This window comes from Bacillus sp. EKM501B (assembly GCF_011800505.1).
Taxonomy (GTDB): domain Bacteria; phylum Bacillota; class Bacilli; order Bacillales; family Bacillaceae_G; genus Bacillus_A; species Bacillus_A cereus.
This window is the reverse complement of sequence record NZ_JAALFZ010000016.1, coordinates 25,203-48,442: the sequence shown is the minus strand read 5'-3', so window position 1 is coordinate 48,442 and position 23,240 is coordinate 25,203. Positions and strand designations below refer to the sequence as shown.

Sequence of the window (23,240 nt, the reverse complement as noted above, 5' to 3'; positions counted from 1 at the left end):
TTACTATAATCTATTTAGTAGAAAGGGAATACGTTATAGAAATGAAATCATTATAGGTTAATATAATGATTAATTATTAATAGGAGGATTAATGCAATGGAAATATTTCAAAAAATGTGTGCGTCAACTGTAATCATTACAACACTTTTAGGAACAGGGGGTACTATCAATAGTGTACATGCTGATTCTATAGAACAGCAGATTAAATCAGGGATAGAACAAGAAACAGATAAGCAAATCATTGTAAAATTTAAAGCGGATTTGGATTTGCCATATGAAGATGGTATTGAAAAACAAATACAATCTCAAACGAATGATAAAGTAATAAAAGATCTTTTGACAGAATATCCAGATGTAACATTTACTCGTTTATTCACATCTGTAAGCCCGGAACAAATACAAAACCTTGAAGTGAAAGCACCTAATCATGTATCTACAAGTTTATTAAACTACTATATTCTTCAAAATCAAAATAGTGGGTATGAAGAAGAAATAGTAGATAAGTTAAAGGCATCTTCTTTAATAGAAGATGCGTATATGAAGAAACAAGAGAAAATAATGCCACCTGAAGTGCAATCATCAAGTGTAGCTCTTAATCCTAGTAACAATCCTAGATTTAAAAAACAAGGTTATCTTGAAGCGGCCCCATACGGTATTAATGCGCCTTTCGCCTGGGGAATTCAAGGCGGTAATGGAAATGGTATCACTTTTGTTGATATGGAATACGGATGGTTATTAAATCATGAGGATTTATTACATCAAAAAATTGAGTTAATGTCTGGAAGAAATATAGATCAGCATGTCGGTCATGGGACGTCTGTACTAGGAATTGTATCCTCTGAGGACAATGAAGTTGGGAATATTGGGATTGCGCCAAAAGCGAAAGCAAAGGTTATCTCTCAAATAAGAGATAATGGACAGTATAATACGGCTGATGCAATATTAAGCGCTGTAAATCAGTTAGAAGCTGGGGATGTTTTATTGTTAGAGGCACAAGCATCTTTCGATGGATATGGTGATAAATATTTACCTGTTGAAGTACAACCAGATATCTTTGATGCAATTCGTGCTGGTACAGATAAAGGGATTGTAATTATAGAGGCCGGAGCAAATGGGTGGAATGATTTAGACCAGTTCAAAGATAGAAAAGGTAAGCAAGTCTTAAATCGTAATAGTAAAGATTTTAAAGATTCGGGTGCAATTATGGTAGGAGCTGGCTCTTCATCTTTCCCTCATGAACGTATGTGGTTTTCGAATTATGGAAGCCGTATTGATGTGTACGGATGGGGAGAAAATGTAGATACAACTACAGCCGAGCAAAGTAGAAGTGCTGTAAATCTTTATACTTCAAGCTTTAGCGGAACATCTAGTGCTTCACCAATTATTGCTGGGGCAGCGACTTTAGTACAAAGCATTGCTAAAGAAAATTTAGGACAACCATATAGACCAAGTGAACTAAGAGCAATATTAAGTAACCAGAGCACAGGAACAAAATCTAAAGATCCATATGCAGATAAAATTGGTGTTTTACCAGATTTGAAGTCTATACTAGCAAACTTAGGCTATGAACAAAGAAAACCAAACGGTGGGAATGAATTACAAGTAACAGAAAATGAACCAAATAATGAGCCTAGACAGGCAAATAAAGTTAACTTTCATACACCGGTGAAAGGAACGCTACATAATAGTGATAGAGTAGATGTATTTACTTTCCAAATTGATTCGCCGGAAAATATTAATATTTCTCTACTAAATGAACAAAATATTGGAATGACATGGGTACTTCATCATGAATCAGATTTAAATAACTATGTAGCATATGGTGAAAATGAAGGCAATGTAGTTAAAGGAACTTATAATGCAAAGCCAGGTAAATATTATTTATACGTCTATAAATATGAGAATAAAAATGGTTCATACGTATTGAACATAAAATAAGTAAAAGGAACTTCAGATGAAGTTCCTTTAAATTTTTCTAATTTAGTATATGTGAATGATTTTTTAACTTTACTTCTATGCAATATTTCATATTGATGAAATGTTATTTATTTTTTCTGAGCTAGCTTATATTATATTCAATAAGTTTGATATAAAAACAGAAAGAGAGAGGGATAATAATGAGCAATAAGAAGTTAATTTTGAAATTATTCATATGTAGTACAATATTTATCACATTTGTATTTGCTTTACATGATAAGAGAGTAGTTGCAGCTAGCTCTGTTAATGAGCTTGAAAATTTGTCAAAATGGATGCAACCTATACCTGATAATATCCCGTTAGCACGAATTTCAATTCCAGGAACACACGATAGTGGGACGTTCAAGTTGCAAAATCCGATTAAGCAAGTATGGGGAATGACGCAAGAATATGATTTTCGCTATCAAATGGACCATGGAGCTCGCATTTTTGATATAAGAGGACGTTTAACAGATGATAATACGATAGTTCTTCATCATGGGCCATTATATCTTTACGTAACACTGCATGAATTCATAAATGAAGCGAAACAATTTTTAAAAGATAACCCGAGTGAAACAATTATTATGTCTTTAAAAAAAGAGTATGAGGATATGAAAGGGGCAGAAGATTCATTTAGTAGCACGTTTGAAAAAAAATATTTTGTTGATCCTATTTTTTTAAAAACAGAAGGAAATATAAAGCTTGGAGATGCTCGTGGGAAAATTGTACTACTAAAAAGATATAGTGGTAGTAATGAACCTGGAGGATATAATAATTTTTATTGGCCAGATAATGAGACGTTTACCACAACTGTAAACCAAAATGCAAATGTAACAGTACAAGATAAATATAAAGTGAGCTATGATGAGAAAGTAAAATCTATTAAAGATACGATGGATGAAACGATGAACAATAGCGAGGATTTAAATCATCTATATATTAATTTTACAAGCTTGTCTTCTGGTGGTACAGCATGGAATAGTCCATATTACTATGCCTCTTATATAAATCCTGAAATTGCAAACTATATAAAACAAAAGAATCCTTTGAGAGTGGGCTGGGTAATTCAAGACTACATAAATGAAAAGTGGTCACCATTATTGTATCAAGAAGTTATAAGAGCGAATAAGTCATTAATAAAAGAATAAAGATGATGAGAGTAAGAAGCGATAAAATATATCGCTTCTTTTTCTTTTCCAATAACCAACAATATAAATTGTACTTTTATAATAGAAAAAAATAAAAACATAAGATATAATCATACATATAAAATTTGTACCTATAAATTTTATATGTATGATTGAATTTGATTTGTTGTAATGAAATGGAGGTATATACTATGAAGTTTCCACATGATTTTTTATTCGGAGCTGCTTCAGCTTCTTATCAAGTAGAAGGTGCATGGAATGAAGATGGAAAAGGTGTTACGAATTGGGACGAGTTTTCAAAAATTCCTGGCAAAACATACAATGGAACAAATGGTGATGTAGCTGTTGATCATTATCATCGATATAAGGAAGATGTTCGCTTAATGGCTGAGATGGGATTAGAATCGTATCGTTTTTCTATTTCTTGGGCGAGAATATTGCCGACTGGAGATGGAAAGGTAAATGAAAAAGGGATTGAATTTTATAACAACTTAATTGATGAATGTTTAAAATACGGGATTGTGCCGTTTGTCACTTTATATCATTGGGATTTACCATTACCGTTAGAAAAAGATGGTGGATGGACGAATAAAAGAACAGCAGAGGCTTTCGTAAAATATGCAGAAACTTGTTTTAAGGTATTTGGTGACAGAGTTAAGCATTGGATTACTTTTAATGAGACCGTAATGTTTTGTGGATTAGGTTATTTAAAAGGTGCACATCCACCAGGAATACAAAATGATGTTCCAAAGTATTTTCAAGCTACTCATTATGTATTTTATGCACACGCGAAAACAGTTGCGGTGTACAAGCAGCTGAAACAATATGGTGAAATTGGGATTACACATGTTTTCTTACCAGCTTATAGTGTGGATGATCAAAAAGAAAATATACAAGCAGCAAATCATGCGAATGAATATGAAACGTATTGGTATTATGATCCAATTTTAAAAGGCGAGTATCCGTCTTATGTTGTACAACAATTAAAGGAAAAAGGATGGACTCCTAATTGGACGGTTGAAGAATTAGAAATCATTAAACAAAATGCAGAAGAAAATGATTTTATTGGCTTGAATTATTATCAACCAATACGAGTAGAAAGATACGATATGGATATAAAGAGTGAGGAACATTCTCGAGAAAACTCAACGTTTGCTCCAGGTAACTCTTCTTTTGATGGTTTTTATCGAACAGTTAAAATGGATGATAAAACATATACAAAATGGGGATGGGAAATATCTCCCGAAGGTTTCTTAGAGGGATTGCATATGTTGAAAGCGCGTTACGGTGACATAAAGATGTATGTAACGGAAAATGGACTTGGTGATGAAGATCCGATCATTGACGGAGAAATTGTAGATGTTCCGAGAATTAAATTTATTGAAGCGCATTTAAAAGTAATGAAGCGTGCAATTGAAGAGGGAATTAACTTAAAAGGTTATTATGCATGGTCAGTGATTGATCTTTTAAGTTGGTTAAATGGATATAAAAAGCAATATGGCTTTATTTTTGTCGATCATAATGATAACTTAAAACGTAAGAAGAAACTTTCGTTTCATTGGTATAAACGTGTGATCGAAACGAGAGGGGAAGAGTTATAACAGATAAAAGAGTATTTTAGGAGAAAGTGTATGAGTGCAAAGTATAAACAAATTGCAGATGTGTTAGAGCAAAACATTCGAGATGGGCTTTTTAATGAAACGAAAAAACTACCTACAGAAGAAGCGTTGATGAATCGATTTGAAGTAAGCCGTAATACGATACGTAAAGTAATTAGTCAGCTTGTGAATAGAGGTTATATTTTTCAAGTGCAAGGTAGTGGCATGTTTTTACGCGAAACTTCTGTAACAGATTACATTAATTTAGGAAGTTTACGTGGATTAACGAAAAATCTTGTTTCACAAAATATTGAAACGAAAGTGTTAGAGCTTGAAGTAATAGATGCGGACGAAGAGATAGCAAAGCAGATGCAATGCGAAGCTGGAACTAGGTTGTATTTTTTGAAGCGCTTAAGAATTGTAGATGCTAAACCATTCTCTATTGAAGTAAGTTATTTCAAAAAGGATATTATTCCATATTTGAACGAAGAAATAGCATTAAGCTCTGTATACAGTTATTTCATTGAAGATTTACGATTAAATATTGGTTTTGCTGATAAAGTTATTAGTTGTGAAAAAGTAAATAAAGAAAATGCACAGCTTTTAGAATTAAATGAAGGTGATCCGGCGCTTCTTATTGAAAATACAGTGTATCTTGTAAATGGAACAATTTTTGAGTTATCTCAGTCGATGTTTCATTATGAAAAGGCGAAACTTTTAAATCGAATTAATTTTAAATGAAAAATTATTGTGTGAAAAAAGCAACTGGTCCTAAGTGATCAGTTGCTTTTTATTTTTTAAGTGGATGAGCAAAAAAACACGAAAGTGGTTGGTCCGCTTTTTGCAAACATCTATTATGATAAGAGAAGAAAGGTAGTATGTTATCAACGTTTTAAAGAGGAAGGTTTTTATGTAAGTTCTTTAATTAAAATAGATGGGTCTTAGAGAGGTGAAAAGACAATGAGTTTTGCAATTTCACTAGTCGTTATTATTGTAATTGTATCGCTATTTGGGACTGTACTAGTTGCAAGAAACGTGGAGGAGAATTACGGTAAGTCTACAAAAAGAAATGTGAAAAACTTATCTGCAATCTATATTCTTCTTCTTTTTGTTCTACTAGTTGGGGTAACATGGTATGCGGTAACGATTTAATAGTTTGTAAAAGAACTGAAATGAGAGTATGAAGTTGGAATTTCAGAAGCTATTGAGTAATCAGAAAGAGAACCATTTTGGATATATCCATTTACGGATAAGAAAATGTGACTAATTAATACTATTTTTACGGTGAATACTGTTAGTAAAAAATGAGGATAGTTCGTTTTGAAAGGAGGGAACTATATGGAATGGAAACCAAATCGTGCAGATAAGACACCTGTATATAAACAAATTGCAGATTATATTGAAAGAGGCATTTCTTCAGGCGAATTTCCTTCTGATAGTAAGTTACCTTCTGAGCGTATGTTAGCAAAGGAATTACAGGTGAACCGGAGTACAATAGTAGCTGCGTATGAAGAATTAAAATCACTTGGAGTAGTAGAACGGCAAAAGGGAAGCGGAACACGGGTCAATACAGACATATGGGGTGTCTCACATAAACGAATACCGAACTGGGGTAGGTACGTGGAGGATGGATCGTTCTTACCTAACGTACCACTCGTTCAACAAATTCGAACGGAAACACAAAAAGATGATTTAATTAATTTAGCAAGTGGTGAACTGTCACCAGAATTAATTCCAAGTGATAGATTTCGAACAATTTTGTCGGAGAAAACATTTATGGAAAACCTCGGTTATGACCATCCACTTGGAAATGAGATGTTGAGAAAAACAATTGCAGCACATGTTCAGCAATATAAACAAATTGAAGCAGATTCAAGCTCTATTCTTATTACGTCAGGAGCACAACAGGCGCTTAATCTTATCGTTCAATGTTTATTAAAACCTGGCGATGCGATCGCGATTGAAGATCCTTCGTATTGTTTTTCGCTTCCAATGTTTAAATCGGCCGGTTTAAACATATTTCATTTACCTGTTGATGAGCATGGAATGAATCCAGATGACTTAATCGATTTGCACAAAAAGCATCGCATTCGTATGGTGTTTTTGAATCCAGATTATCAGAATCCGACGGGTACTGTGCTTTCATTAGCGAGACGTAAAAAAATTTTAGAACTGTCTTCTGAGTTCGGTATACCAATTGTAGAAGATGATCCGTATAGTTTAATTTCTTTTAATGGAGAAGTGAACCCAACATTAAAATCAATGGACCAAAATGGAAATGTTCTTTATATAAGTTCACTATCAAAAATTGTTGCATCAGGATTACGTATTGGATGGGTAATTGGTCCTACACGCGTAATTGAGCGTTTAGCAGATGCAAAGCAACAAGTTGATTTTGGCCATAGTGTATTTACGCAGTGGGTAGCAAATCAATTTTTAGAATCAAAGGATTTCCATACACATATTACGATACTTCGTGGACAATTGAAGCAAAGAAGAGATGAATTAATTGCAGAGCTTGAAGGAACATTGGGAGAACGAGTTGAATGTTTCGTGCCAGAGGGTGGAATACATGTATGGTGTAAAGTAACAGGAAAGTTTGATGAATATCACTTATTAGGTGAATCTATACGGAATGGTGTCGCATTTGTTCCGGGCAGTGTTTTAGGTTCGAAAAATGAATATATACGATTTACGTTTGGTAGAGCGAATATAGAACAAATTCAACTTGGAATTAAACGGTTTGCCGACACGCTAAATGAGATTTCATAATATGGATGTGTGATAGTGAAATGAGGGAAAGAAATGAAGTACGTGACGCTTTTACTTCAAGTAGGCGTGCTATATGTATTTAGCCTAGTGGGTACGTGGATTCAGGAAATATTCCATCTATCAATACCGGGGAATTTAATAGGGATGTTAATACTGTTCCTGCTCCTTTCCACTCGCGTTTTACCGTTAAAATGGTTTGAGTTAGGTTCGGAAAAGTTAATCGTATTTTTACCGTTATTTTTAATCCCTTCGACAACAGGGCTCATGGAATACGGGTCTTTTCTTTTCAGTAAGGGAAGTATTATATTCCTTTTAGTAGTTGCAAGTACTGTAGTAACTTTGATTGTTTCAGGGTATATAAGTCAATTATTAGTCACATCAAAAAAATAAAATCGACAAGGTGCACGATTCAAATGGTCTTAATTATTATTACTGTAGCAATTTATTTCTTGGCGACAAAGCTATATAAAAAATTTACGTTTGCATTTACGTTACCAGTGTTAACAGTTACGGCAATTATGATTTGTTTATTTTTGATTTTTGGTATTTCTCATCATGAGTATAGGGAAAATGGGGGAAACATTCTTTCAAGCTTATTGAGCCCTGCAATTGTAGCATTGGCCATACCTCTATTTAAAGAGCGAAAGATACTGATGAAAAATTTTTCATCGATACTAATCGGAGTAGTGATAGGTATAGTGGCTGTAACGAGCATGAATGTAGTGATTGGCGGAATTTTAAATATAGATAAGGAACTTATATTAACTACTTTACCACAGGTAGCGACAATGCCAATTGCCCTTTCAATAGCGGATCAAATTGGTGGTATTCCATCTATGACTTCTAGTTTTGTAGTTGTTGCAGGAATAACAGGTGCTATGATCGGACCAACAGTACTTAAGTTTTTCCGTATAACAAGTACGATTGGAAAAGGAGTTGGAATGGGCTGTGCATCACATATTATCGGTGTGAGTCGTTTAGTGAAAGAAGGCGAGAAAGAAGCGACTATCGGTTCGGTAACGATGATTGTAACTGGAATACTTATTAGTATACTAATACCGTATGGAACGAAATTTATTTTTTAAATGTAATGGAGATGATAACAATGACAACATGGTTTATAGTTACATTATTTGTTTTTGGAGCTATTAAAGTATTAGTTTCTAGCATGCCCACTTCTGTTGTAGAATCAATTATTAGTAGATTTGAATTGCATCAAAAGCTTGAGGCGGAAAATACTTCTATATCGATAGATGGAAAAAATATAGAGGGAGAAATGAAACTACAAGTTATTCATGAATTTAATGAGGCGTTGTTTTTAGATAAACATTATTTCCCGCCGCACGGAGAAGGGACACCAATAGTCATTGATACGAAGAAAGGGAGTAAAGAGATTAGATTTTCGCTATATAGCTATGAGGAACATGTTGATGTCATTAAGCAATATAAGAAGAAAGTCGTTGCCTATCGTTTACGCTCTAAAAGCCTTCAAACATTGACACCATTAGTAATAACGGAAGAGTATGCTTAAGAAGAGACCTATAATGGTCTCTTTATTTTTTTATCCAATTATATACGTTCCAAATAAAAGAATGAAAAATTATATAACCAAATAAAGAATATGTATGGTTCCAATTCGCACTATGTACAAATAAACCTAAACTTTCAGCAATCTGTTCAAAAAGGCTAGCACAAATACCGATTGAAATAATAAATGAAATTCTAGAAACTTTAGATAATTTTTTTGAAATGTGTATAAAGATAACTGTTAAAATCGGCAGTACGAACAATGTAAAAGCTATATTAACCGAAAATGTGGATGAGAAGGGCCTAGCCGGAAAGGAATATATTTGTTTATGAACAAAAAAGGCATCTAAGCAAGTTGCAATAATAGAAGAGAGAAAGATTGTAACTACTAATGCTAGAAACTCATTCTTCTTCTCGGAGGAGGACATTTTTCTTTGCGAGAATGGCGATTTCAATTTTTTCGAGTGTTTTGCAGTAGTCTTCTGTAATTTGTCCATTTATATTTTCCTCCTTATCAACTAAGTAATTTACAACTTGCCAATCGGTAAACCAATCTTCACTGTCAACTTCTTCATGCTTCATATCTCGCCATGCATAGATGAGTGCAGGGCTGTATATACGATAAGCGCCATTTCGTAACTGGCATTTCTTAATTCGGCGCTTATAAAACTCACGGGAAAAAGATTCATTTACACTTGAAAATAAATGGGGCCAGTAATCTTTCCTAGATCCTGTATGTGGATGGTGTTGAGCCCAGCTTATTATTTGAGATAAAACATGTGTATCTCGAAATAATAATGAGTACAATCTTTTTCCAATTAATATCCGTTCATGTAAGGAAGTGAAATGTTTCATTGTATCACCAAATAGTAATACTTTTTGTTTCTTATCATTTTCGTAGAATGGGAAAAGGATATGATTAAACTGAAAGAAATCAAAGAGTTTAAATCCAATACTATTTAGTACAGTCTTTTTAAATTGTACATTTTGAATTACTCTTTTTTCTAAGTAGTTTTGTTCATTAATAATAGTTGCAATTGCTAAAGTTTTTTTGTTACCTGTTTTCCAAAAATGGTTCCACATCGTTTCCATAAATGTAGAAACATTTAGGTGAGGGAGAAGGTGAAATAACTTTTGTGATCTCTTTACACTTTGTTCGTAAAGTAAAAATTGAGGGTATACATCTTGGAAAATAAGCCAATTCCCTCTTTCTAAAAAAGAAAAAAATATGAATTGATCTTTCTCTGATAAAATTCTCGTATATAAATCGCCCTTTAAATCAGTCATATTCCAACCGCCGTTACGTGATACCATATGCCCAAGCAGTGCCCAATGTATTTCTGGATATTGAATGTAAAATTGGTAGTATGCGCGTGTTCTTGTAACATTATTTTTATTTAGTTGTTCTGTTTGTATTTTTATTTTGTTGATGATGAGTTGTTCTTCTTTCGTTAATTTATACATGGTGTCAGAAGGAATAAGTTTGCTTTTTTGTTTCAATTCATTTTTTACGTCGAATAGGGAGAGAGGCAGTGCTTTGGAAGGTCCGTTATATGTATGATTTGAATTGCTTCGGTCCATTCCGTTACCTCCCTTTTTCATAAATTTAAACATGATTATTGGCTATGAATCATTCTATTTATTTTATTACGAGTATAAGAAATAAATGAGCGGTGTTTTTTTACAAGGAATTTATTTATCATGCAAACAGTATAAAAAATCTTACTGTTGTGAGATGAAATGAAAAACAGAAACTACGTTTAATAGTTTCTGTTTTTTTATTTTGTCAATTAAATGTAACAAACGACGATTATGATTTGAATCAATTGAAAATAATTCAATAAATATTATTTAAATTGAGATGTTTCGTAGGAGGAAGAAGAATGTTAAATAAAATAATTTTAATTACTGGTGGTACAGGTTCGTGGGGGCATGAACTTATAAAACAACTATTAGAAAAATCACCGAAAGAAATTAGAATTTTTTCAAGAAATGAAACGGTTCAGTTTGAAATGCAGCAACAGTTTATAAATGATGATAGGTTAAAATTTATTATTGGAGATATTCGTGATAAAGATCAACTAGTCTATGCTTGCCAAGGTGTACATTATGTGTTCCATCTTGCAGCTTTAAAACATGTTCCAGTATGTGAGTATTATCCTTATGAAGCTATAAAAACCAATATACATGGTACGCAAAATGTAATTGAAGCCTCTATACAGATGCAAGTTGAAAAAGTTATATATGTTTCAACTGATAAAGCAGCTGATCCATCAAATACGTATGGGATGACAAAAGCAATTGGTGAAAAATTAATGGTTCATGCGAATATACAAACGAAGAAAACAAAATTCATTTGTGTTCGTGGTGGAAATGTTTTAGGAACGAGTGGAAGTGTAGTACCACTTTTTAAACAACAAATTAAAAAATCTTCACAAGTAGGGATTACCGATGCGAATATGACTAGATTTTTCTTAACAGTTGAAGATGCTGTTGGGTTGTTATTTAAAGCCGTATCTCAAGGTAGAGGCGGGGAAATCTTTGTTATGAAAATGCCGGCATGTAAAATAACAGATTTAGCAGAAGTATTAATTGAAGATTCCGGAAAAGAAAATGTTAAGGTAAAAGAGGTAGGGATAAGACCGGGTGAAAAATTAAGTGAAATGCTTCTATCTGAGGTAGAGAGTAAAACAAGTATAAGTTTTGATCAAAATTATTTTGTGGTACTACCGACTATTCCTATACAAGGACTTCAACAATATTATTCAAGCTATCCTCTAGTGGATGTGAAGAGTTTTAGTTCTCAACAAGATTTACTTGCAAAACATGAGGTGAAACAAATGCTATTAAAAGGAGGGTTTTTGCGATGAAAAAAAATGCGAGCCTTTTAATAACTGGTGCAAATGGTTTCACAGGACGCCATGCTTGCCACTATTTTTTACAGCAGGGCTTTCATGTAATTCCTATGTTTCAAAATCGTGCATATGGAGAAAAAATTAGAAATGGTATTACTTGTAATTTAACTAATAAGAGCGAAGTAATGAAGGTAATGAAACAAATAAAGCCAGACTACGTATTGCATTTAGCAGGAAGGAATTCGGTTATAGAATCTTGGACAGCTGCCCTTGAATATATAGAGGTTAATGTAATAGGAACATTATATTTATTAGAAGCAATTAAGCAAGAAGCCTCGCATTGTAGAACATTAGTTATAGGATCTGCTTTGCAAGCAGATAGTATGAACGAAATAAAAATTTCAAATCCATATAGTTTAAGTAAAACGATGCAAGTTATTATTGCAGAGGCTTGGGGAGGATTAATGGATTCAAATATTATCATTGCAAAGCCCTCAAACTTAATTGGTCCAGGGGAATCGAATGGCATTTGTTCGATTCTCGCAAAGAAAATGATAGATATAGAATCAGGTAGAAGTAAAGCCATTATTGAAGTAAACAGTTTGAAAGATAGTAGAGATTTTCTAGATGTACGTGATGCGGTCAAAGCGTATCATGTGTTATTACGAGATGGAATAAATGGAAAACAATATAATATCGGATCAGGAGTAAAACGATCTTTGTTAAATGTACTAGAACAATATAAAGAATTAACACAGCTAAATTTTTTTATAGAGGAAACAGAGAAAAGTGGGAGCGACTCAAATGAGAGTTTAGCAATAGAGGAAATAAAAAGGTTAGGTTGGATCCCAGAAATTGAATTTCATCAATCATTAAAAGATGTACTTGAGTATGCGAAGTGTAGTGACATCTGCATGCAATGAAAAACAAAAAAGGGTGTAAGAAATATATGAATGATTATGAAATAATAGATAATCAAAATACGCTATTTCTTTCAATTGTTGATGCGTTGGATTGGAGAGATGAAGAAGCGCATGTATTGCGTCTTTATGAGGCAATACATAAATATCAAGCGTATGTAGAAGAAAAAAGGGTTAAACAAATAAAGTCAGCATTAGAGACGAAAACTAGATATGTGATTCAAATCTTTGCTCAATACGAGTGTAGTGAGTATGGAAATGATTTTTATGAACTCATTAAAGATCTTTTACAAGATATAGAGGTGGAGTTAAAGATTTATATAAAAAATAATAATTTTATTTACATTTAAAAGGTAAATATAAAGCTAGATTTTTAATAATAAAGGTGGGTATAAGTTATGAGCAAAACGATTCTTTTTACTGGGGGCGGTACAGCCGGACACGTTATGATTAATATTGTATTAATTCCTAAATTTATAGAGAAAGGCTGGAGAGTCGAGTATATTGGATCCAAAAATGGAATTGAAAAATCATTAGTGCAAAATGTTAAATACAATAGTGTTTCAACGGGCAAGCTTAGGAGATATTGGGATTGGGAAAATTTTAAAGATCCTTTTAAAATTATACGAGGTTGTTTACAAAGTTATAAATTAATTAAGAAAACAAAGCCTGACGTTATCTTTTCAGCAGGAGGATTTGTTTCAGTTCCTGTAGCTATAGGAGCATGGTTAAATCGTGTGCCTATAATTATACGTGAACCAGATAGCACATTAGGACTTGCCAATAAAATAGCATTACCTTTTGCTACAAAGCTATGCACAACATTTCCTCAGACAGGAGAAAATGTAAGTAATGAGAAGAAGGTTTATGTAGGACCAATTGTAAGGGAAGAAATTGAGAAGGGTAACGTATTACGAGGAAGAAGATATTGTGAATTTCAGCAAGATAAACCAGTATTATTAATTATGGGTGGGAGTCAAGGTGCTAAGTGGATAAATGATATGGTAAGGGAATGTTTAGATACAATACTATTAAACTTTAATATTATTCATATATGTGGTAAAGGGAAGGTAGACCCATCTATTGGCATGGAGGGGTATATGCAATTTGAATATATAGGCGACGAGTTGCCGCATATACTAAATATGGCAAGTGTTGTAGTTTCCAGAGCGGGTTCTACTGCTATTTCTGAATTGTTATTTTTGAAGAAACCGATGTTGCTTATCCCGTTAACTAACAGTTCCAGCAGGGGAGATCAAGTTTTAAATGCTGAATATTTTTCACGGCAAGGATATGCGGAAGTTATACTCCAAGACAGAGTAAGTACGAATACATTTATATATGCAGTAAATAAGTTGTATACAAATAAGGAGAAATATATTCAAAACATGAATGGATATAAGAAAACAAATGATGAGGGAATTCATCAAATAATAGATATAATAAATGAAGTGGTGGAGTAATAGAAATGTAAATAGAAAAACAAAAGGAAAGAAGGTATCTTCTTTCCTTTTTACTATATTTGTTCAAATTCATTATTATTTATTCTAATTAGTTATGTACTATCGGTGAATGCCGTTTTCTAATAGCTCAGTAAATGCATGAATATGAATAGGTTTACTGTAATAATAACCTTGAATAAACTGACATTTATTTTTTTGAAGGAAATTTACGTGCTCTTTCGTTTCTACACCTTCAGCAATGACAGACATTCCTAATGTATTTGCTAATGTGATGATCGTTTTAATAATTTCCATTCCATCATCACATGTTTCAGACATTGTAATAAATTCTCTCGGGATTTTTAACGTATCAATTGGATACAAAGGTAAGTAGGCTAGCGAAGAATAACCTGTACCAAAATCGTCGATAGAAATGTGAATCCCTAAACTTTTTAGTGTACGCAGTTTTATCAATGTTTCTCGCTCATCCATCATTGCAATTCGCTCTGTTAATTCAAGATCAAGAGAGCTTGCTGGTAAACCTGTATTTGTTAAAGTAGAAGAAATAGACTTTACAAAATCCTCTTGTTCAAATTCTTTAGCAGATAAATTTACACCTATTTTTAAATGTGAATATCCGAGTGCGTGCCAACGTTTCATTTGCTTGCAAGCCTGCTCTAATGTCCATTTTCCTATTGAAATAATTTGTAGTGTTTCTTCTGCAATCGGAATAAACTCGTATGGAGAAATAATACCTAATTCAGGATGATTCCACCTAATTAAAGCTTCTGCACCGATAATTTTATTAGATTCACTATCAACTTGAGGTTGATACAAAAGGAACAATTCTTCATTTTGTAGTGCGTTTGGTAAATCTTTTTCTAATCGTAATCGTCTTTCAATTTTTTTAGCGATTACATCGTCATAAATAGAGACAGAGTTAAGCTCTTTTGCTTTTGCATCATACATTGCAACATTAGCGTTTTTCAGAAGTGTAGCGGTATCGATTCCGGAATGTGGATAAATAGCGATGCCGATACTCAGTGATAAAGTTAATTTATGCTCATGTATGATAAATGACTTTTTCATGCATTCAAATAATTGGTTACATAATTGGAATAAGTAATCTTCGTCAGTATAGTTTTCAATTATGATTGTAAATTCATCGCCACCGATTCTTGAAAGATGAGTATGTGATGGAAGACATGATTGGAATCGCTTTGCTACTTCTTCTAATATGTAATCTCCTGATGAATGTCCAAGTGTATCGTTAATTGCTTTAAAGCGATCTAAATCTAAATATAATAATGCAAACTCGCTTTCTGTTATTTTAGCATTTTTTATAACTCTCTTTAATTTCTTATGGAAAAAGGCACGGTTCCCAATTTTCGTTACAGTGTCATGGAATGCTAAATATTTTATTTCTTCTTGCTGTTTTTTTAGTGCAGTAATATCTTTCACCATAATATAGCTTCCTGAAATTTGTCCGTCTATTATAATAGGAATGATTGTAACGTATAAAAAATAAGTAAAGCCATCTTTATATTGAGAACTAAGTTGTAAGAATGCCGATTCTTGTTGTTTCACTTTTTCTAATGCCAATGCTAGCTTATGCTTATCTTCATCTAAAATGATCGAAAAACAAGTTTCACCTAGTAACTCATCCGTTGGTGCCCCAAGTAGTACACTCCCAGCCTTATTTACATTTAAGAATATTCCATTTAAATCAATGGTGAAGATAGGGTCAGGATGATATTCATATAATGATTTAAACTTTTGCTGTTTTTGAGAAAGAGCCTCTGATTTATGAACTAAATCAGACGTCCGTAAAGTAACTTTTTCTTCTAGTTGGGCATTAAATGCCTGCAAACGTTTTGTTAAGGAATTGTTTTGCATACGTACGATAGAATGACGAATGAGTACGAAAATAAAAGTAATACAATTTCCTGTAATGAGAGTTGAAGAGGATGTTTGTTCTTTTAATGTAAACCCGATTAGTATTGCAACAGCAAGATAAGGAAATACAACTAAAGCTTTTTTTCCTATTATAGGGTTTACAAGGAAATAATTTTTATGGCTATTATGATCTTCTGAAATAGAGCCAGCTATTGCAATAAGTAATATAGGTATTCTATATAAAAGACGTAATAATATTATAGTTTCAGTTGATAAGTGGTTATTTAAGTAAAAATAAATATAGTTAAAAGTTGCAGAACTTATTAATACAAAAATAAAGATATAAATTTTCCGTTTGGAATTAAAAATTGTTGGACGGAAAAAGAGACTAACACCTAGCAGTAGAAATAATAAATCTGCAATTGGGTATAAAAATGAAAGGAAAACATCTCCTAGTGAAAGAGCGAATATATTTAAATTTGGTTGATTAAATAAATACCATTCTAATGTGAATATGGAAGTAAGCACTATGCATATATCACAAATAAAGAACGCTTTTTCCCATTTATTGCATTCCTTTAAGATTTTATAGCAGAAAGCGATAAGACAGAAAAATAGAAAAAACATGTAAAATACATCAGAAACCGTAAAACGATGTATTGGAATTTCGAAGAAGCTATCTTGATATGTATATACTATTTTTCCTAATAAAAAACTACCAATTGCTATTGTAATACATATCCAAAACGGATTTGAACTGACTTTCTTAGAATATATAGAGTAAATCAGTGATACAAATGTAATGGCTTCAACGACAAGTGAAGCGAAGCGTACATCTGAATTTGAAAAATGAGTAGGGAACAGATAGAAAAACATAAAATAGATTGAAAAGCATATCAATGTTCCGACTAATATACATAATTGTAAATTTTTATTTAATTTCAATGAAATCACCTTCTTTAATTATGCACTATGTTCGTTATATCTATACATAATAATATTATTTAAGAATTGTATCAGATTTCCTTATAAAAATCATGTTTATAAGGAAAGTGTTAAAGAGTGTAAGTATTCTTAAGGTTGAAAAAATATTGCGGTTGATAGTATAGACTGTATCAAGACTTTAAATAGAAATTGTATATTTAGTCATCCTTTGAATTGTAAAGTTTTTTTAGTGATTTGTAAGTGGAGATGCAAAATTGCATATAAAATGATGTGTATCTTTTTTTGGTGAGATTTTTATTTTTAATCTGAAAATTAACATTTGTGAAAATGTTGAGAAAGGATATAAAATAAGAACGTGTATTCTTACAGAGTGGAATAGTATTGCCACTAAATAGGGAGGCTTTTTTATGATATATCGAATTAAAGATGCAGAAATATACTATGAAATTGTGGGAGAGGGTAAACCAGTCATTATCATACATGGCTGCTCCCCTGACCATAGGTTAATGATGAAATGTATGGAATCAGTATTTCAGAAGTATGAAGGTTATAAGCGAATATATATTGATTTACCTGGTATGGGAAAATCGAATGCTCCAAATTGGATAAATAGTTCAGATCGTATAGTAGAAGTGCTTATCACATTTATTGAGGAAATCATTTCTACTGAAAAATTTTTATTGGTAGGAGAATCATATGGAGGCTATTTAGCTAAAGGTATACTTGCAAAGATGTTTGAGAGAGTTAGCGGATTACTATTAGTATGTCCTGTTGTTGTAGCGGAGCCAGAAAAAAGGATTCTTCCAGATAAACAGGTAATTGTACAAGATGAGGAATTTTTAAATACGCTCACTTCCACAGAAAGAGAGGAATTTTGTGAGTTAGCTGTAATAGCAAATGAATATACATATAAGCGATTTAAAGAAGAAATTAAGCCTGGGTTAGATGTTGCTAATGATGAATTTATTGAAAGGTTGCAAAAGAATTACTCTCTTACTATGGATTTTCAGCATGAAAAATATGAAAATCCCGTTCTTTTACTGACTGGAAGACAAGATATATCAGTAGGTTATCAAAATATTATAGAAATTATTGAAGAATATCCAAGGGCAACATTAGCAGTGTTAGATATGGCAGGGCATAATTTGCAAATTGAGCAGCCTGAATTATTTGAGAGTTTAGTAGGAGAATGGATTAGACGAACAAATCAGCACAGTTTATAAAGTATTGTAGTATTACGCCTAAGTGTTGAAATGGGATAAATGAACGTGATTTATTAACTTATCTCGCTATTTTCCTGTAAAAGCCCGATTAGTAAGGGCTAATTAAAGTTTCACTTTATAAAAAATTTTAAGGAGAAATTATGAGCACATATATTTATATGGTTAGACATGGTGAATCACCAAAACTAGAAGGAAATGAAAGAATGCGCGGGTTAACTGAGAGGGGACATATGGATGCCCGTAGAGTAACTGACATATTAAAAGCGGAGAGGATTGATACTTTTATTTCAAGTCCTTATAATCGGGCTGTGCTAACGATAGAGGAGTCAGCTAATTTCCATGAAAAAGAAATAGTAGTATATGAAAATCTTAAAGAGTGTATGTTTTCAAGTGAGGATCAGGTTATATCAGACAAAGAGGTGTATCCACTTGTACAGAAGATGTTCTCTAATCCGGACTTTGCACGAACGGAAGGAGAGTCATATGCAGATTGCCAGAGAAGAGTAGTGAAAGTATTAAAAGAAATCTTAATGGATTTTCAAGGATGCAAAATTGTAATTGGTACACATGGGCTTGTCATGACATTAATGATAAACTATTTTGATAAACAATATGGTTTTGAATTTTTAATGAATACGTCAAAACCGGATATATATAAGATGGAGTTTAAAGAAGAACAATTAATGAATGTGGAGAGATTATGGAAAGAGGAATAAAATTAGTTGCATGGATTTTGTTGTAAAAGTTACTTTTATAGCAAAGTCTTTTTTTTGAATAGAAAGCATCTTTATCAACTATTTTTAGAATGTTAAATAAATAAGTAATTATTCAGTCTTTGAATAAATTATGGAGAAATTGGTTTAGGGAAACAATTTTAAATGTGTCAAAACTCCAAACGTTGGATTTATATTCAATAGGAGAAAAAGATGTAGAATTTTGTCTTACAGTCCCCGTTTACTTTTCATTTCATTACATATAGGCTTTGTGGTGTAAGGGAGGACATCACCTTTACACAAAATCTATAAGGAGGTCATTGTAATGAAACAGATTAAAAAGTTTGCGGGAGTTGCTTTAGCGGGGACGATTGGATTAAGTGGACTACTGTTTTTAGAACCAAGTGTAAGCGTTGCGGAAGCACAGCAAGTGAAAGTAGAAAATTTCAATATAATTGATGTAACGATGAATCTAAATGAATTGTATGTATTAAGTGGCAGAAGTATTGATATTCTTTCTGGAGATAAAGAAGCAATTCAGTTAAATAAATACACAATTAGTTTTAATAAACCTGGGAAGTATGTGATTAAAGTAAATGGCTGTATTTATGATGATGTATATACTTTTATTGTAAATGAGTAGTATATATTCTTAAATTGCGAGATAAAAACAGAAACACCCTATTTGCGATGAGAGTCGTAAATAGGGTGAATTTATTTGTATTAAGCTGTACTTTAAATATGTTCACTAATTTTCTTTTTGTTATGTAAAATATGTAAAAGTGTTAACAATGTAAATGAAATATACATCTTCACATTCAAAAAAGTTAAAATATTTCGTTTTAAGGATTATAATGGAGGGAGAAACATAAAAGGGAGTGAATGAACTTGAAACAAGAACTTATTGAAAGATTTACGAGATATGTAAAAATTGATACGCAATCAAATGAAGAAAGCCATACAGTACCAACAACACCAGGACAAATTGAGTTTGGTAAGTTATTAGTGGAAGAGCTAAAAGAAATTGGTTTAACAGAAGTAACGATGGATGATAATGGTTATGTAATGGCAACACTTCCAGCTAATACGGACAAGGATGTTCCTGTAATTGGATTTTTAGCCCATTTAGATACAGCAACAGACTTTACAGGGAAAAACGTCAAACCACAAATTCATGAAAATTTTGATGGTAATGCAATTACGTTAAATGAAGAGCTAAATGTTGTGTTAACACCAGAGCAGTTCCCGGAATTACCATCATATAAAGGACATACCATTATTACAACTGATGGTACAACACTTCTAGGAGCAGATGATAAAGCTGGTCTTACAGAAATTATGGTTGCAATGAACCATTTAATACATAATCCGCAAATTAAGCACGGGAAAATAAGAGTAGCATTTACACCGGATGAAGAAATTGGTCGTGGGCCAGCGCATTTTGATGTAGAAGCGTTTGGTGCATCATTCGCTTATACGATGGATGGAGGTCCATTAGGTGGTTTAGAGTATGAAAGTTTTAATGCTGCAGGTGCTAAGTTAACGTTTAACGGAACGAATACACATCCTGGAACAGCGAAAAATAAAATGCGCAATGCTACTAAACTAGCTATGGAGTTTAACGGGTATTTACCAGTAGAAGAGGCGCCAGAATATACAGAAGGCTATGAAGGATTCTATCATTTACTTTCTTTAAATGGTGATGTTGAGCAAAGTAAAGCGTATTATATTATTCGAGACTTTGATCGTGAAAATTTTGAGGCGCGTAAAAATAACGTTAAAAATATTGTGAAGACTATGCAAGAAAAGTATGGCGAAGATGCAGTCGTTTTAGAAATGAATGATCAATACTATAACATGCTTGAAAAAATTGAACCGGTAAGAGAAATTGTTGATATTGCATATGAAGCAATGAAAAGTTTAGACATTGAACCAAATATTCATCCGATTCGCGGAGGCACAGATGGATCACAATTATCATATATGGGATTACCGACGCCGAATATTTTCACTGGTGGTGAAAACTATCACGGTAAATTTGAATATGTTTCGGTAGATACTATGGAAAAAGCCGTTCAAGTTATTGTGGAAATTGCAAGACGTTTTGAGGAGCAAGCTTAAAAAAGAACCAAGTAGTACGAATGTGCTACTTGGTTCTTTTTAATATAGTACTCGCCACAAATAAAAAGTCGCATAAGACTCCCAATTAGCCCAGTTTGCCGCGAAACCTTTTATTTCATTTTTAGTCGGTTTATTTTCGGAACCTGTTATAAATTTAATTGCATTATGCAGACCAACATCATCAATTGGAAAAGCTGAAGGAAATCTTAAACAACGCATTAAAACATAGTTGGCAGTCCATGGTCCTATACCATGGATAGCGGTTAATTGTTTCTCAGCAACCTTTACATCTTGTGTTTGCAGTAAATCCTCTTTTGATAGTTTTCTCTCTGTAATAAGCTTCGCAATACCGATTAAATATTCACATTTTCTAGTCGTCATTTTTAATTGTTGGAGATCTTCTACATGTAGATTTGCAATTGTTTCAGGTAATGGGAATATCCAATGCTTTCTACCGTCCCATTCTACATAACTGCCAAATTGCTCAACTAATCTTCTTTTTAGCGTATAAGCATATGTTAAGTTAATTTGTTGACCGATAATTCCCCAGGAAAGTGCCTCAAATAAGTCTGGAATACCTAAAGTACGAAGGCCATAATATTGTTCAATTGGTCCTTGAAGGAGTAAATCATGTTTAGCTAATGTATAAAAGGGAGCTAAATCAGTAGTTAAATCAAACCATTCTTTTACATAGTTAGCTACAGTTTCACGTATCGATTTTTCAGATGTATATGATTCTTCTAAACAACGTATTTGAATATTGCCATCTGTATTCACACTAATTTCAACTAAAGGATTTACATCTTGAACAGGGATAACTTTATAAATTTTGTTATCTTCAATATGAAACATACATTCATTGTTAGAACGTGATAGATAACGTAAATTTTCTTGGAAACAAAATTCTTTTGGAACTACTATAGATAATGCGCTATTATATTCTGCTGTCATATGAATTCCACCTGTAACTTTTCTAATGTAAGCAATTTTTTCTTCATTTCTAATCCACCCCTAAATCCGGTTAGTTTCCCATTCTTCCCAATAACACGGTGACAAGGAATAGTAATAAGGAGAGGGTTAGCAGCAATAGCAGAAGCAACGGCGCGCACAGCTTTAGGTTTTTGAATTCTTTCAGCAATTTCTGTATAAGAATATGTCTTTCCATAAGGAATTTCACGTACCGTATTCCAAACAGATAATTGAAAATTAGTTCCATAAGCATCGATAGGAAATGTAAAAGTTTCTCGCTTGTTTTCTAAATACTCGATAACTTCTTGAGTATATATTTGCAAGTAATCTGGACTATGAATCAATATATGTTGGGGCAGTTTTTTTCTAGCCCATATATTTAATTCTTCAAAGTTTTCGTCTTGTGATCCAATGAAACATAGTCCATTTTCAGTTGCAGCAATATGAAATCGCCAATTTTTATGTGTAAGTAGCGTCCAATATATATAATTATTTTTGTAGGAATTCATTATCGTATCCCTCTTTCATTTCGTTCTTTTTTCGATATTCAGTAGGAGTAAATCCGGTTTTCTTTTTAAATAAAGTTGCGAAATACTCTGGGTTTTCTATCCCGACAGCAGTACTAATTTCTTTAATAGATTGATTTGTGTGTAAAAGGTATTTGGTTGCTTTAAGAACCCTGAATTGTTGTATATATTCTATAGGAGTTAGCCCTATTATTCTTTTGAAAGTACGCTGTAAATGAAAAGGGCTACCGTGACACATTTCCGCAAGCATGTCGAGGGTTAAGGATTCGTCATAATGCTTTTCGATATAGTCTTTAATTTGTTCTACCCACTCTTCATTAGGTAAAGTGATCCCATTTGGCTTACAACGTTTGCACGGGCGAAAGTTTTCGCTTAATGCTTGCTCTGCATGATGAAAAATTCGTACATTGTTTCTATTCGGTATTCTTGATTTGCATGATGGCCTGCAAAAAATTCCAGTTGATTTCACAGCATAAAAGAATTTGCTATCATAGGAAGAATCGTTATGAATAATTGCTTGCCAATACTCATTTGTTAATATAACTCCTTCATTGTGCAAAGAACATCACCTCTGAAATTAGTATAACCTGAATAAAGTGCGTATGTATGTATTCATAAATGTAAG

At 32.7% G+C, this 23,240-nt stretch carries 23 protein-coding genes; 17 read left to right on the top strand and 6 right to left on the bottom strand.

Annotated elements, in window-relative coordinates:
• Positions 1–96 precede the first annotated feature (96 nt).
• The 9 genes from HFD78_RS22895 (at position 97) to HFD78_RS22855 (ending at position 9,008) form a co-directional block, all read left to right on the top strand.
• Positions 97–1,938, top strand: a complete 1,842-nt coding sequence (locus HFD78_RS22895; protein WP_000402321.1) for a S8 family peptidase — start codon at positions 97–99, stop codon at positions 1,936–1,938.
• Between the two features lie 179 nt (positions 1,939–2,117).
• Positions 2,118–3,107 (top strand): phosphatidylinositol diacylglycerol-lyase, encoded by a 990-nt coding sequence (gene plcA, locus HFD78_RS22890; RefSeq protein ID WP_000066292.1) that lies wholly within the window; start codon positions 2,118–2,120, stop codon positions 3,105–3,107.
• Between the two features lie 191 nt (positions 3,108–3,298).
• Entirely contained in the window at positions 3,299–4,708 is a 1,410-nt protein-coding gene (locus HFD78_RS22885) for a glycoside hydrolase family 1 protein (protein WP_000671633.1), read from the top strand.
• A gap of 30 nt (positions 4,709–4,738) precedes the next feature.
• Positions 4,739–5,446: a GntR family transcriptional regulator gene (locus HFD78_RS22880; protein WP_001274909.1), complete on the top strand. Its 708-nt coding sequence runs from the start codon at positions 4,739–4,741 to the stop codon at positions 5,444–5,446.
• Positions 5,447–5,665: 219 nt separating this feature from the next.
• Positions 5,666–5,857: a hypothetical protein gene (locus tag HFD78_RS22875; protein WP_000006460.1), complete on the top strand. Its 192-nt coding sequence runs from the start codon at positions 5,666–5,668 to the stop codon at positions 5,855–5,857.
• Positions 5,858–6,043: 186 nt separating this feature from the next.
• Complete coding sequence (gene pdxR / locus HFD78_RS22870) at positions 6,044–7,477, top strand: MocR-like pyridoxine biosynthesis transcription factor PdxR (RefSeq protein WP_000454966.1); 1,434 nt, start codon at positions 6,044–6,046, stop codon at positions 7,475–7,477.
• Between the two features lie 33 nt (positions 7,478–7,510).
• Complete coding sequence (locus HFD78_RS22865; protein ID WP_000878485.1) at positions 7,511–7,867, top strand: CidA/LrgA family holin-like protein; 357 nt, start codon at positions 7,511–7,513, stop codon at positions 7,865–7,867.
• 23 nt (positions 7,868–7,890) lie between these two features.
• Positions 7,891–8,562, top strand: a complete 672-nt coding sequence (locus HFD78_RS22860; protein WP_000242946.1) for an LrgB family protein — start codon at positions 7,891–7,893, stop codon at positions 8,560–8,562.
• Positions 8,563–8,582: 20 nt separating this feature from the next.
• Positions 8,583–9,008 carry a YfmQ family protein gene (locus HFD78_RS22855; protein ID WP_000214645.1) on the top strand — a complete coding sequence of 142 codons (426 nt, stop codon included), beginning with the start codon at positions 8,583–8,585 and terminating at the stop codon, positions 9,006–9,008.
• Positions 9,009–9,030: 22 nt separating this feature from the next.
• On the opposite strand, the gene HFD78_RS22850 is transcribed toward HFD78_RS22855, so the two are convergent.
• Both HFD78_RS22850 and HFD78_RS22845 read right to left on the bottom strand, forming a co-directional pair.
• Complete coding sequence (locus HFD78_RS22850; protein WP_033667178.1) at positions 9,031–9,432, bottom strand: CBO0543 family protein; 402 nt, start codon at positions 9,430–9,432, stop codon at positions 9,031–9,033.
• Positions 9,407–10,585: a DUF2515 domain-containing protein gene (locus HFD78_RS22845; RefSeq protein ID WP_000376162.1), complete on the bottom strand. Its 1,179-nt coding sequence runs from the start codon at positions 10,583–10,585 to the stop codon at positions 9,407–9,409. Before HFD78_RS22845 ends, HFD78_RS22850 begins: the two co-directional genes overlap by 26 nt.
• A gap of 302 nt (positions 10,586–10,887) precedes the next feature.
• Between HFD78_RS22845 and HFD78_RS22840 the strand changes: the two genes are divergently transcribed.
• From HFD78_RS22840 to HFD78_RS22825, 4 genes are read left to right on the top strand one after another with little or no spacing between them, the layout of a single operon-like run.
• Positions 10,888–11,874: a UDP-N-acetylglucosamine 4,6-dehydratase family protein gene (locus tag HFD78_RS22840; RefSeq protein WP_000932591.1), complete on the top strand. Its 987-nt coding sequence runs from the start codon at positions 10,888–10,890 to the stop codon at positions 11,872–11,874.
• Complete coding sequence (locus tag HFD78_RS22835) at positions 11,871–12,782, top strand: SDR family oxidoreductase (RefSeq protein WP_000739084.1); 912 nt, start codon at positions 11,871–11,873, stop codon at positions 12,780–12,782. Before HFD78_RS22840 ends, HFD78_RS22835 begins: the two co-directional genes overlap by 4 nt.
• Complete coding sequence (locus HFD78_RS22830; RefSeq protein WP_002103505.1) at positions 12,779–13,129, top strand: DUF6572 domain-containing protein; 351 nt, start codon at positions 12,779–12,781, stop codon at positions 13,127–13,129. Before HFD78_RS22835 ends, HFD78_RS22830 begins: the two co-directional genes overlap by 4 nt.
• 48 nt (positions 13,130–13,177) lie before the next feature.
• Entirely contained in the window at positions 13,178–14,242 is a 1,065-nt protein-coding gene (locus HFD78_RS22825; protein ID WP_000047556.1) for an undecaprenyldiphospho-muramoylpentapeptide beta-N-acetylglucosaminyltransferase, read from the top strand.
• 99 nt (positions 14,243–14,341) lie between these two features.
• Here the strand turns inward: HFD78_RS22825 and HFD78_RS22820 are convergent, their stop codons facing one another.
• Positions 14,342–17,062, bottom strand: a complete 2,721-nt coding sequence (locus tag HFD78_RS22820; protein ID WP_000773583.1) for a putative bifunctional diguanylate cyclase/phosphodiesterase — start codon at positions 17,060–17,062, stop codon at positions 14,342–14,344.
• A 407-nt stretch (positions 17,063–17,469) separates the two neighbouring features.
• Between HFD78_RS22820 and HFD78_RS22815 the strand changes: the two genes are divergently transcribed.
• From HFD78_RS22815 to pepT, 4 genes are all read left to right on the top strand, one after another.
• Positions 17,470–18,285 carry an alpha/beta fold hydrolase gene (locus tag HFD78_RS22815; RefSeq protein WP_000640341.1) on the top strand — a complete coding sequence of 272 codons (816 nt, stop codon included), beginning with the start codon at positions 17,470–17,472 and terminating at the stop codon, positions 18,283–18,285.
• Between the two features lie 140 nt (positions 18,286–18,425).
• Positions 18,426–19,001 carry a histidine phosphatase family protein gene (locus tag HFD78_RS22810; RefSeq protein WP_000109183.1) on the top strand — a complete coding sequence of 192 codons (576 nt, stop codon included), beginning with the start codon at positions 18,426–18,428 and terminating at the stop codon, positions 18,999–19,001.
• A 322-nt stretch (positions 19,002–19,323) separates the two neighbouring features.
• A complete protein-coding gene (locus HFD78_RS22805) occupies positions 19,324–19,641 on the top strand; it encodes a hypothetical protein (RefSeq protein WP_000809493.1) in 318 nt (105 codons plus the stop codon).
• A 245-nt stretch (positions 19,642–19,886) separates the two neighbouring features.
• Positions 19,887–21,119, top strand: a complete 1,233-nt coding sequence (gene pepT / locus HFD78_RS22800) for a peptidase T (protein WP_000807014.1) — start codon at positions 19,887–19,889, stop codon at positions 21,117–21,119.
• A 39-nt stretch (positions 21,120–21,158) separates the two neighbouring features.
• Here pepT and HFD78_RS22795 read toward each other — a convergent pair whose 3' ends face one another.
• The 3 genes from HFD78_RS22795 to HFD78_RS22785 are packed head-to-tail and all read right to left on the bottom strand — an operon-like array spanning position 21,159 to position 23,174.
• Positions 21,159–22,070: a DNA glycosylase gene (locus tag HFD78_RS22795; protein WP_000123512.1), complete on the bottom strand. Its 912-nt coding sequence runs from the start codon at positions 22,068–22,070 to the stop codon at positions 21,159–21,161.
• The gene (locus HFD78_RS22790) at positions 22,067–22,597 is read right to left on the bottom strand and encodes a methylated-DNA--[protein]-cysteine S-methyltransferase (RefSeq protein ID WP_001089839.1); all 531 of its coding nucleotides are present in this window, start codon (positions 22,595–22,597) and stop codon (positions 22,067–22,069) included. The genes HFD78_RS22795 and HFD78_RS22790 overlap by 4 nt, the downstream gene beginning before the upstream one ends.
• Positions 22,578–23,174, bottom strand: coding sequence for a bifunctional transcriptional activator/DNA repair enzyme AdaA (locus tag HFD78_RS22785; protein WP_000551300.1), 597 nt, complete (start codon positions 23,172–23,174; stop codon positions 22,578–22,580). The genes HFD78_RS22790 and HFD78_RS22785 overlap by 20 nt, the downstream gene beginning before the upstream one ends.
• Positions 23,175–23,240: the final 66 nt, after the last annotated feature.

Excerpts from the sequence above, each read along its gene's own strand:
- HFD78_RS22830 (WP_002103505.1), top strand. The coding sequence starts at position 12,779 with ATGAAAAACAAAAAAGGGTGTAAGAAATATATGAATGATTATGAAATA.
- HFD78_RS22825 (WP_000047556.1), top strand. The coding sequence starts at position 13,178 with ATGAGCAAAACGATTCTTTTTACTGGGGGCGGTACAGCCGGACACGTT.
- HFD78_RS22885 (WP_000671633.1), top strand. The coding sequence starts at position 3,299 with ATGAAGTTTCCACATGATTTTTTATTCGGAGCTGCTTCAGCTTCTTAT.
- HFD78_RS22860 (WP_000242946.1), top strand. The coding sequence starts at position 7,891 with ATGGTCTTAATTATTATTACTGTAGCAATTTATTTCTTGGCGACAAAG.
- HFD78_RS22875 (WP_000006460.1), top strand. The coding sequence starts at position 5,666 with ATGAGTTTTGCAATTTCACTAGTCGTTATTATTGTAATTGTATCGCTA.
- HFD78_RS22850 (WP_033667178.1), bottom strand. The coding sequence starts at position 9,432 with ATGTCCTCCTCCGAGAAGAAGAATGAGTTTCTAGCATTAGTAGTTACA.
- HFD78_RS22845 (WP_000376162.1), bottom strand. The coding sequence starts at position 10,585 with ATGGACCGAAGCAATTCAAATCATACATATAACGGACCTTCCAAAGCA.
- HFD78_RS22855 (WP_000214645.1), top strand. The coding sequence starts at position 8,583 with ATGACAACATGGTTTATAGTTACATTATTTGTTTTTGGAGCTATTAAA.
- HFD78_RS22895 (WP_000402321.1), top strand. The coding sequence starts at position 97 with ATGGAAATATTTCAAAAAATGTGTGCGTCAACTGTAATCATTACAACA.
- HFD78_RS22865 (WP_000878485.1), top strand. The coding sequence starts at position 7,511 with ATGAAGTACGTGACGCTTTTACTTCAAGTAGGCGTGCTATATGTATTT.
- HFD78_RS22880 (WP_001274909.1), top strand. The coding sequence starts at position 4,739 with ATGAGTGCAAAGTATAAACAAATTGCAGATGTGTTAGAGCAAAACATT.
- plcA (WP_000066292.1), top strand. The coding sequence starts at position 2,118 with ATGAGCAATAAGAAGTTAATTTTGAAATTATTCATATGTAGTACAATA.
- HFD78_RS22790 (WP_001089839.1), bottom strand. The coding sequence starts at position 22,597 with ATGAATTCCTACAAAAATAATTATATATATTGGACGCTACTTACACAT.
- HFD78_RS22810 (WP_000109183.1), top strand. The coding sequence starts at position 18,426 with ATGAGCACATATATTTATATGGTTAGACATGGTGAATCACCAAAACTA.
- pdxR (WP_000454966.1), top strand. The coding sequence starts at position 6,044 with ATGGAATGGAAACCAAATCGTGCAGATAAGACACCTGTATATAAACAA.
- HFD78_RS22815 (WP_000640341.1), top strand. The coding sequence starts at position 17,470 with ATGATATATCGAATTAAAGATGCAGAAATATACTATGAAATTGTGGGA.
- HFD78_RS22835 (WP_000739084.1), top strand. The coding sequence starts at position 11,871 with ATGAAAAAAAATGCGAGCCTTTTAATAACTGGTGCAAATGGTTTCACA.
- HFD78_RS22795 (WP_000123512.1), bottom strand. The coding sequence starts at position 22,070 with ATGACAGCAGAATATAATAGCGCATTATCTATAGTAGTTCCAAAAGAA.
- HFD78_RS22840 (WP_000932591.1), top strand. The coding sequence starts at position 10,888 with ATGTTAAATAAAATAATTTTAATTACTGGTGGTACAGGTTCGTGGGGG.
- HFD78_RS22805 (WP_000809493.1), top strand. The coding sequence starts at position 19,324 with ATGAAACAGATTAAAAAGTTTGCGGGAGTTGCTTTAGCGGGGACGATT.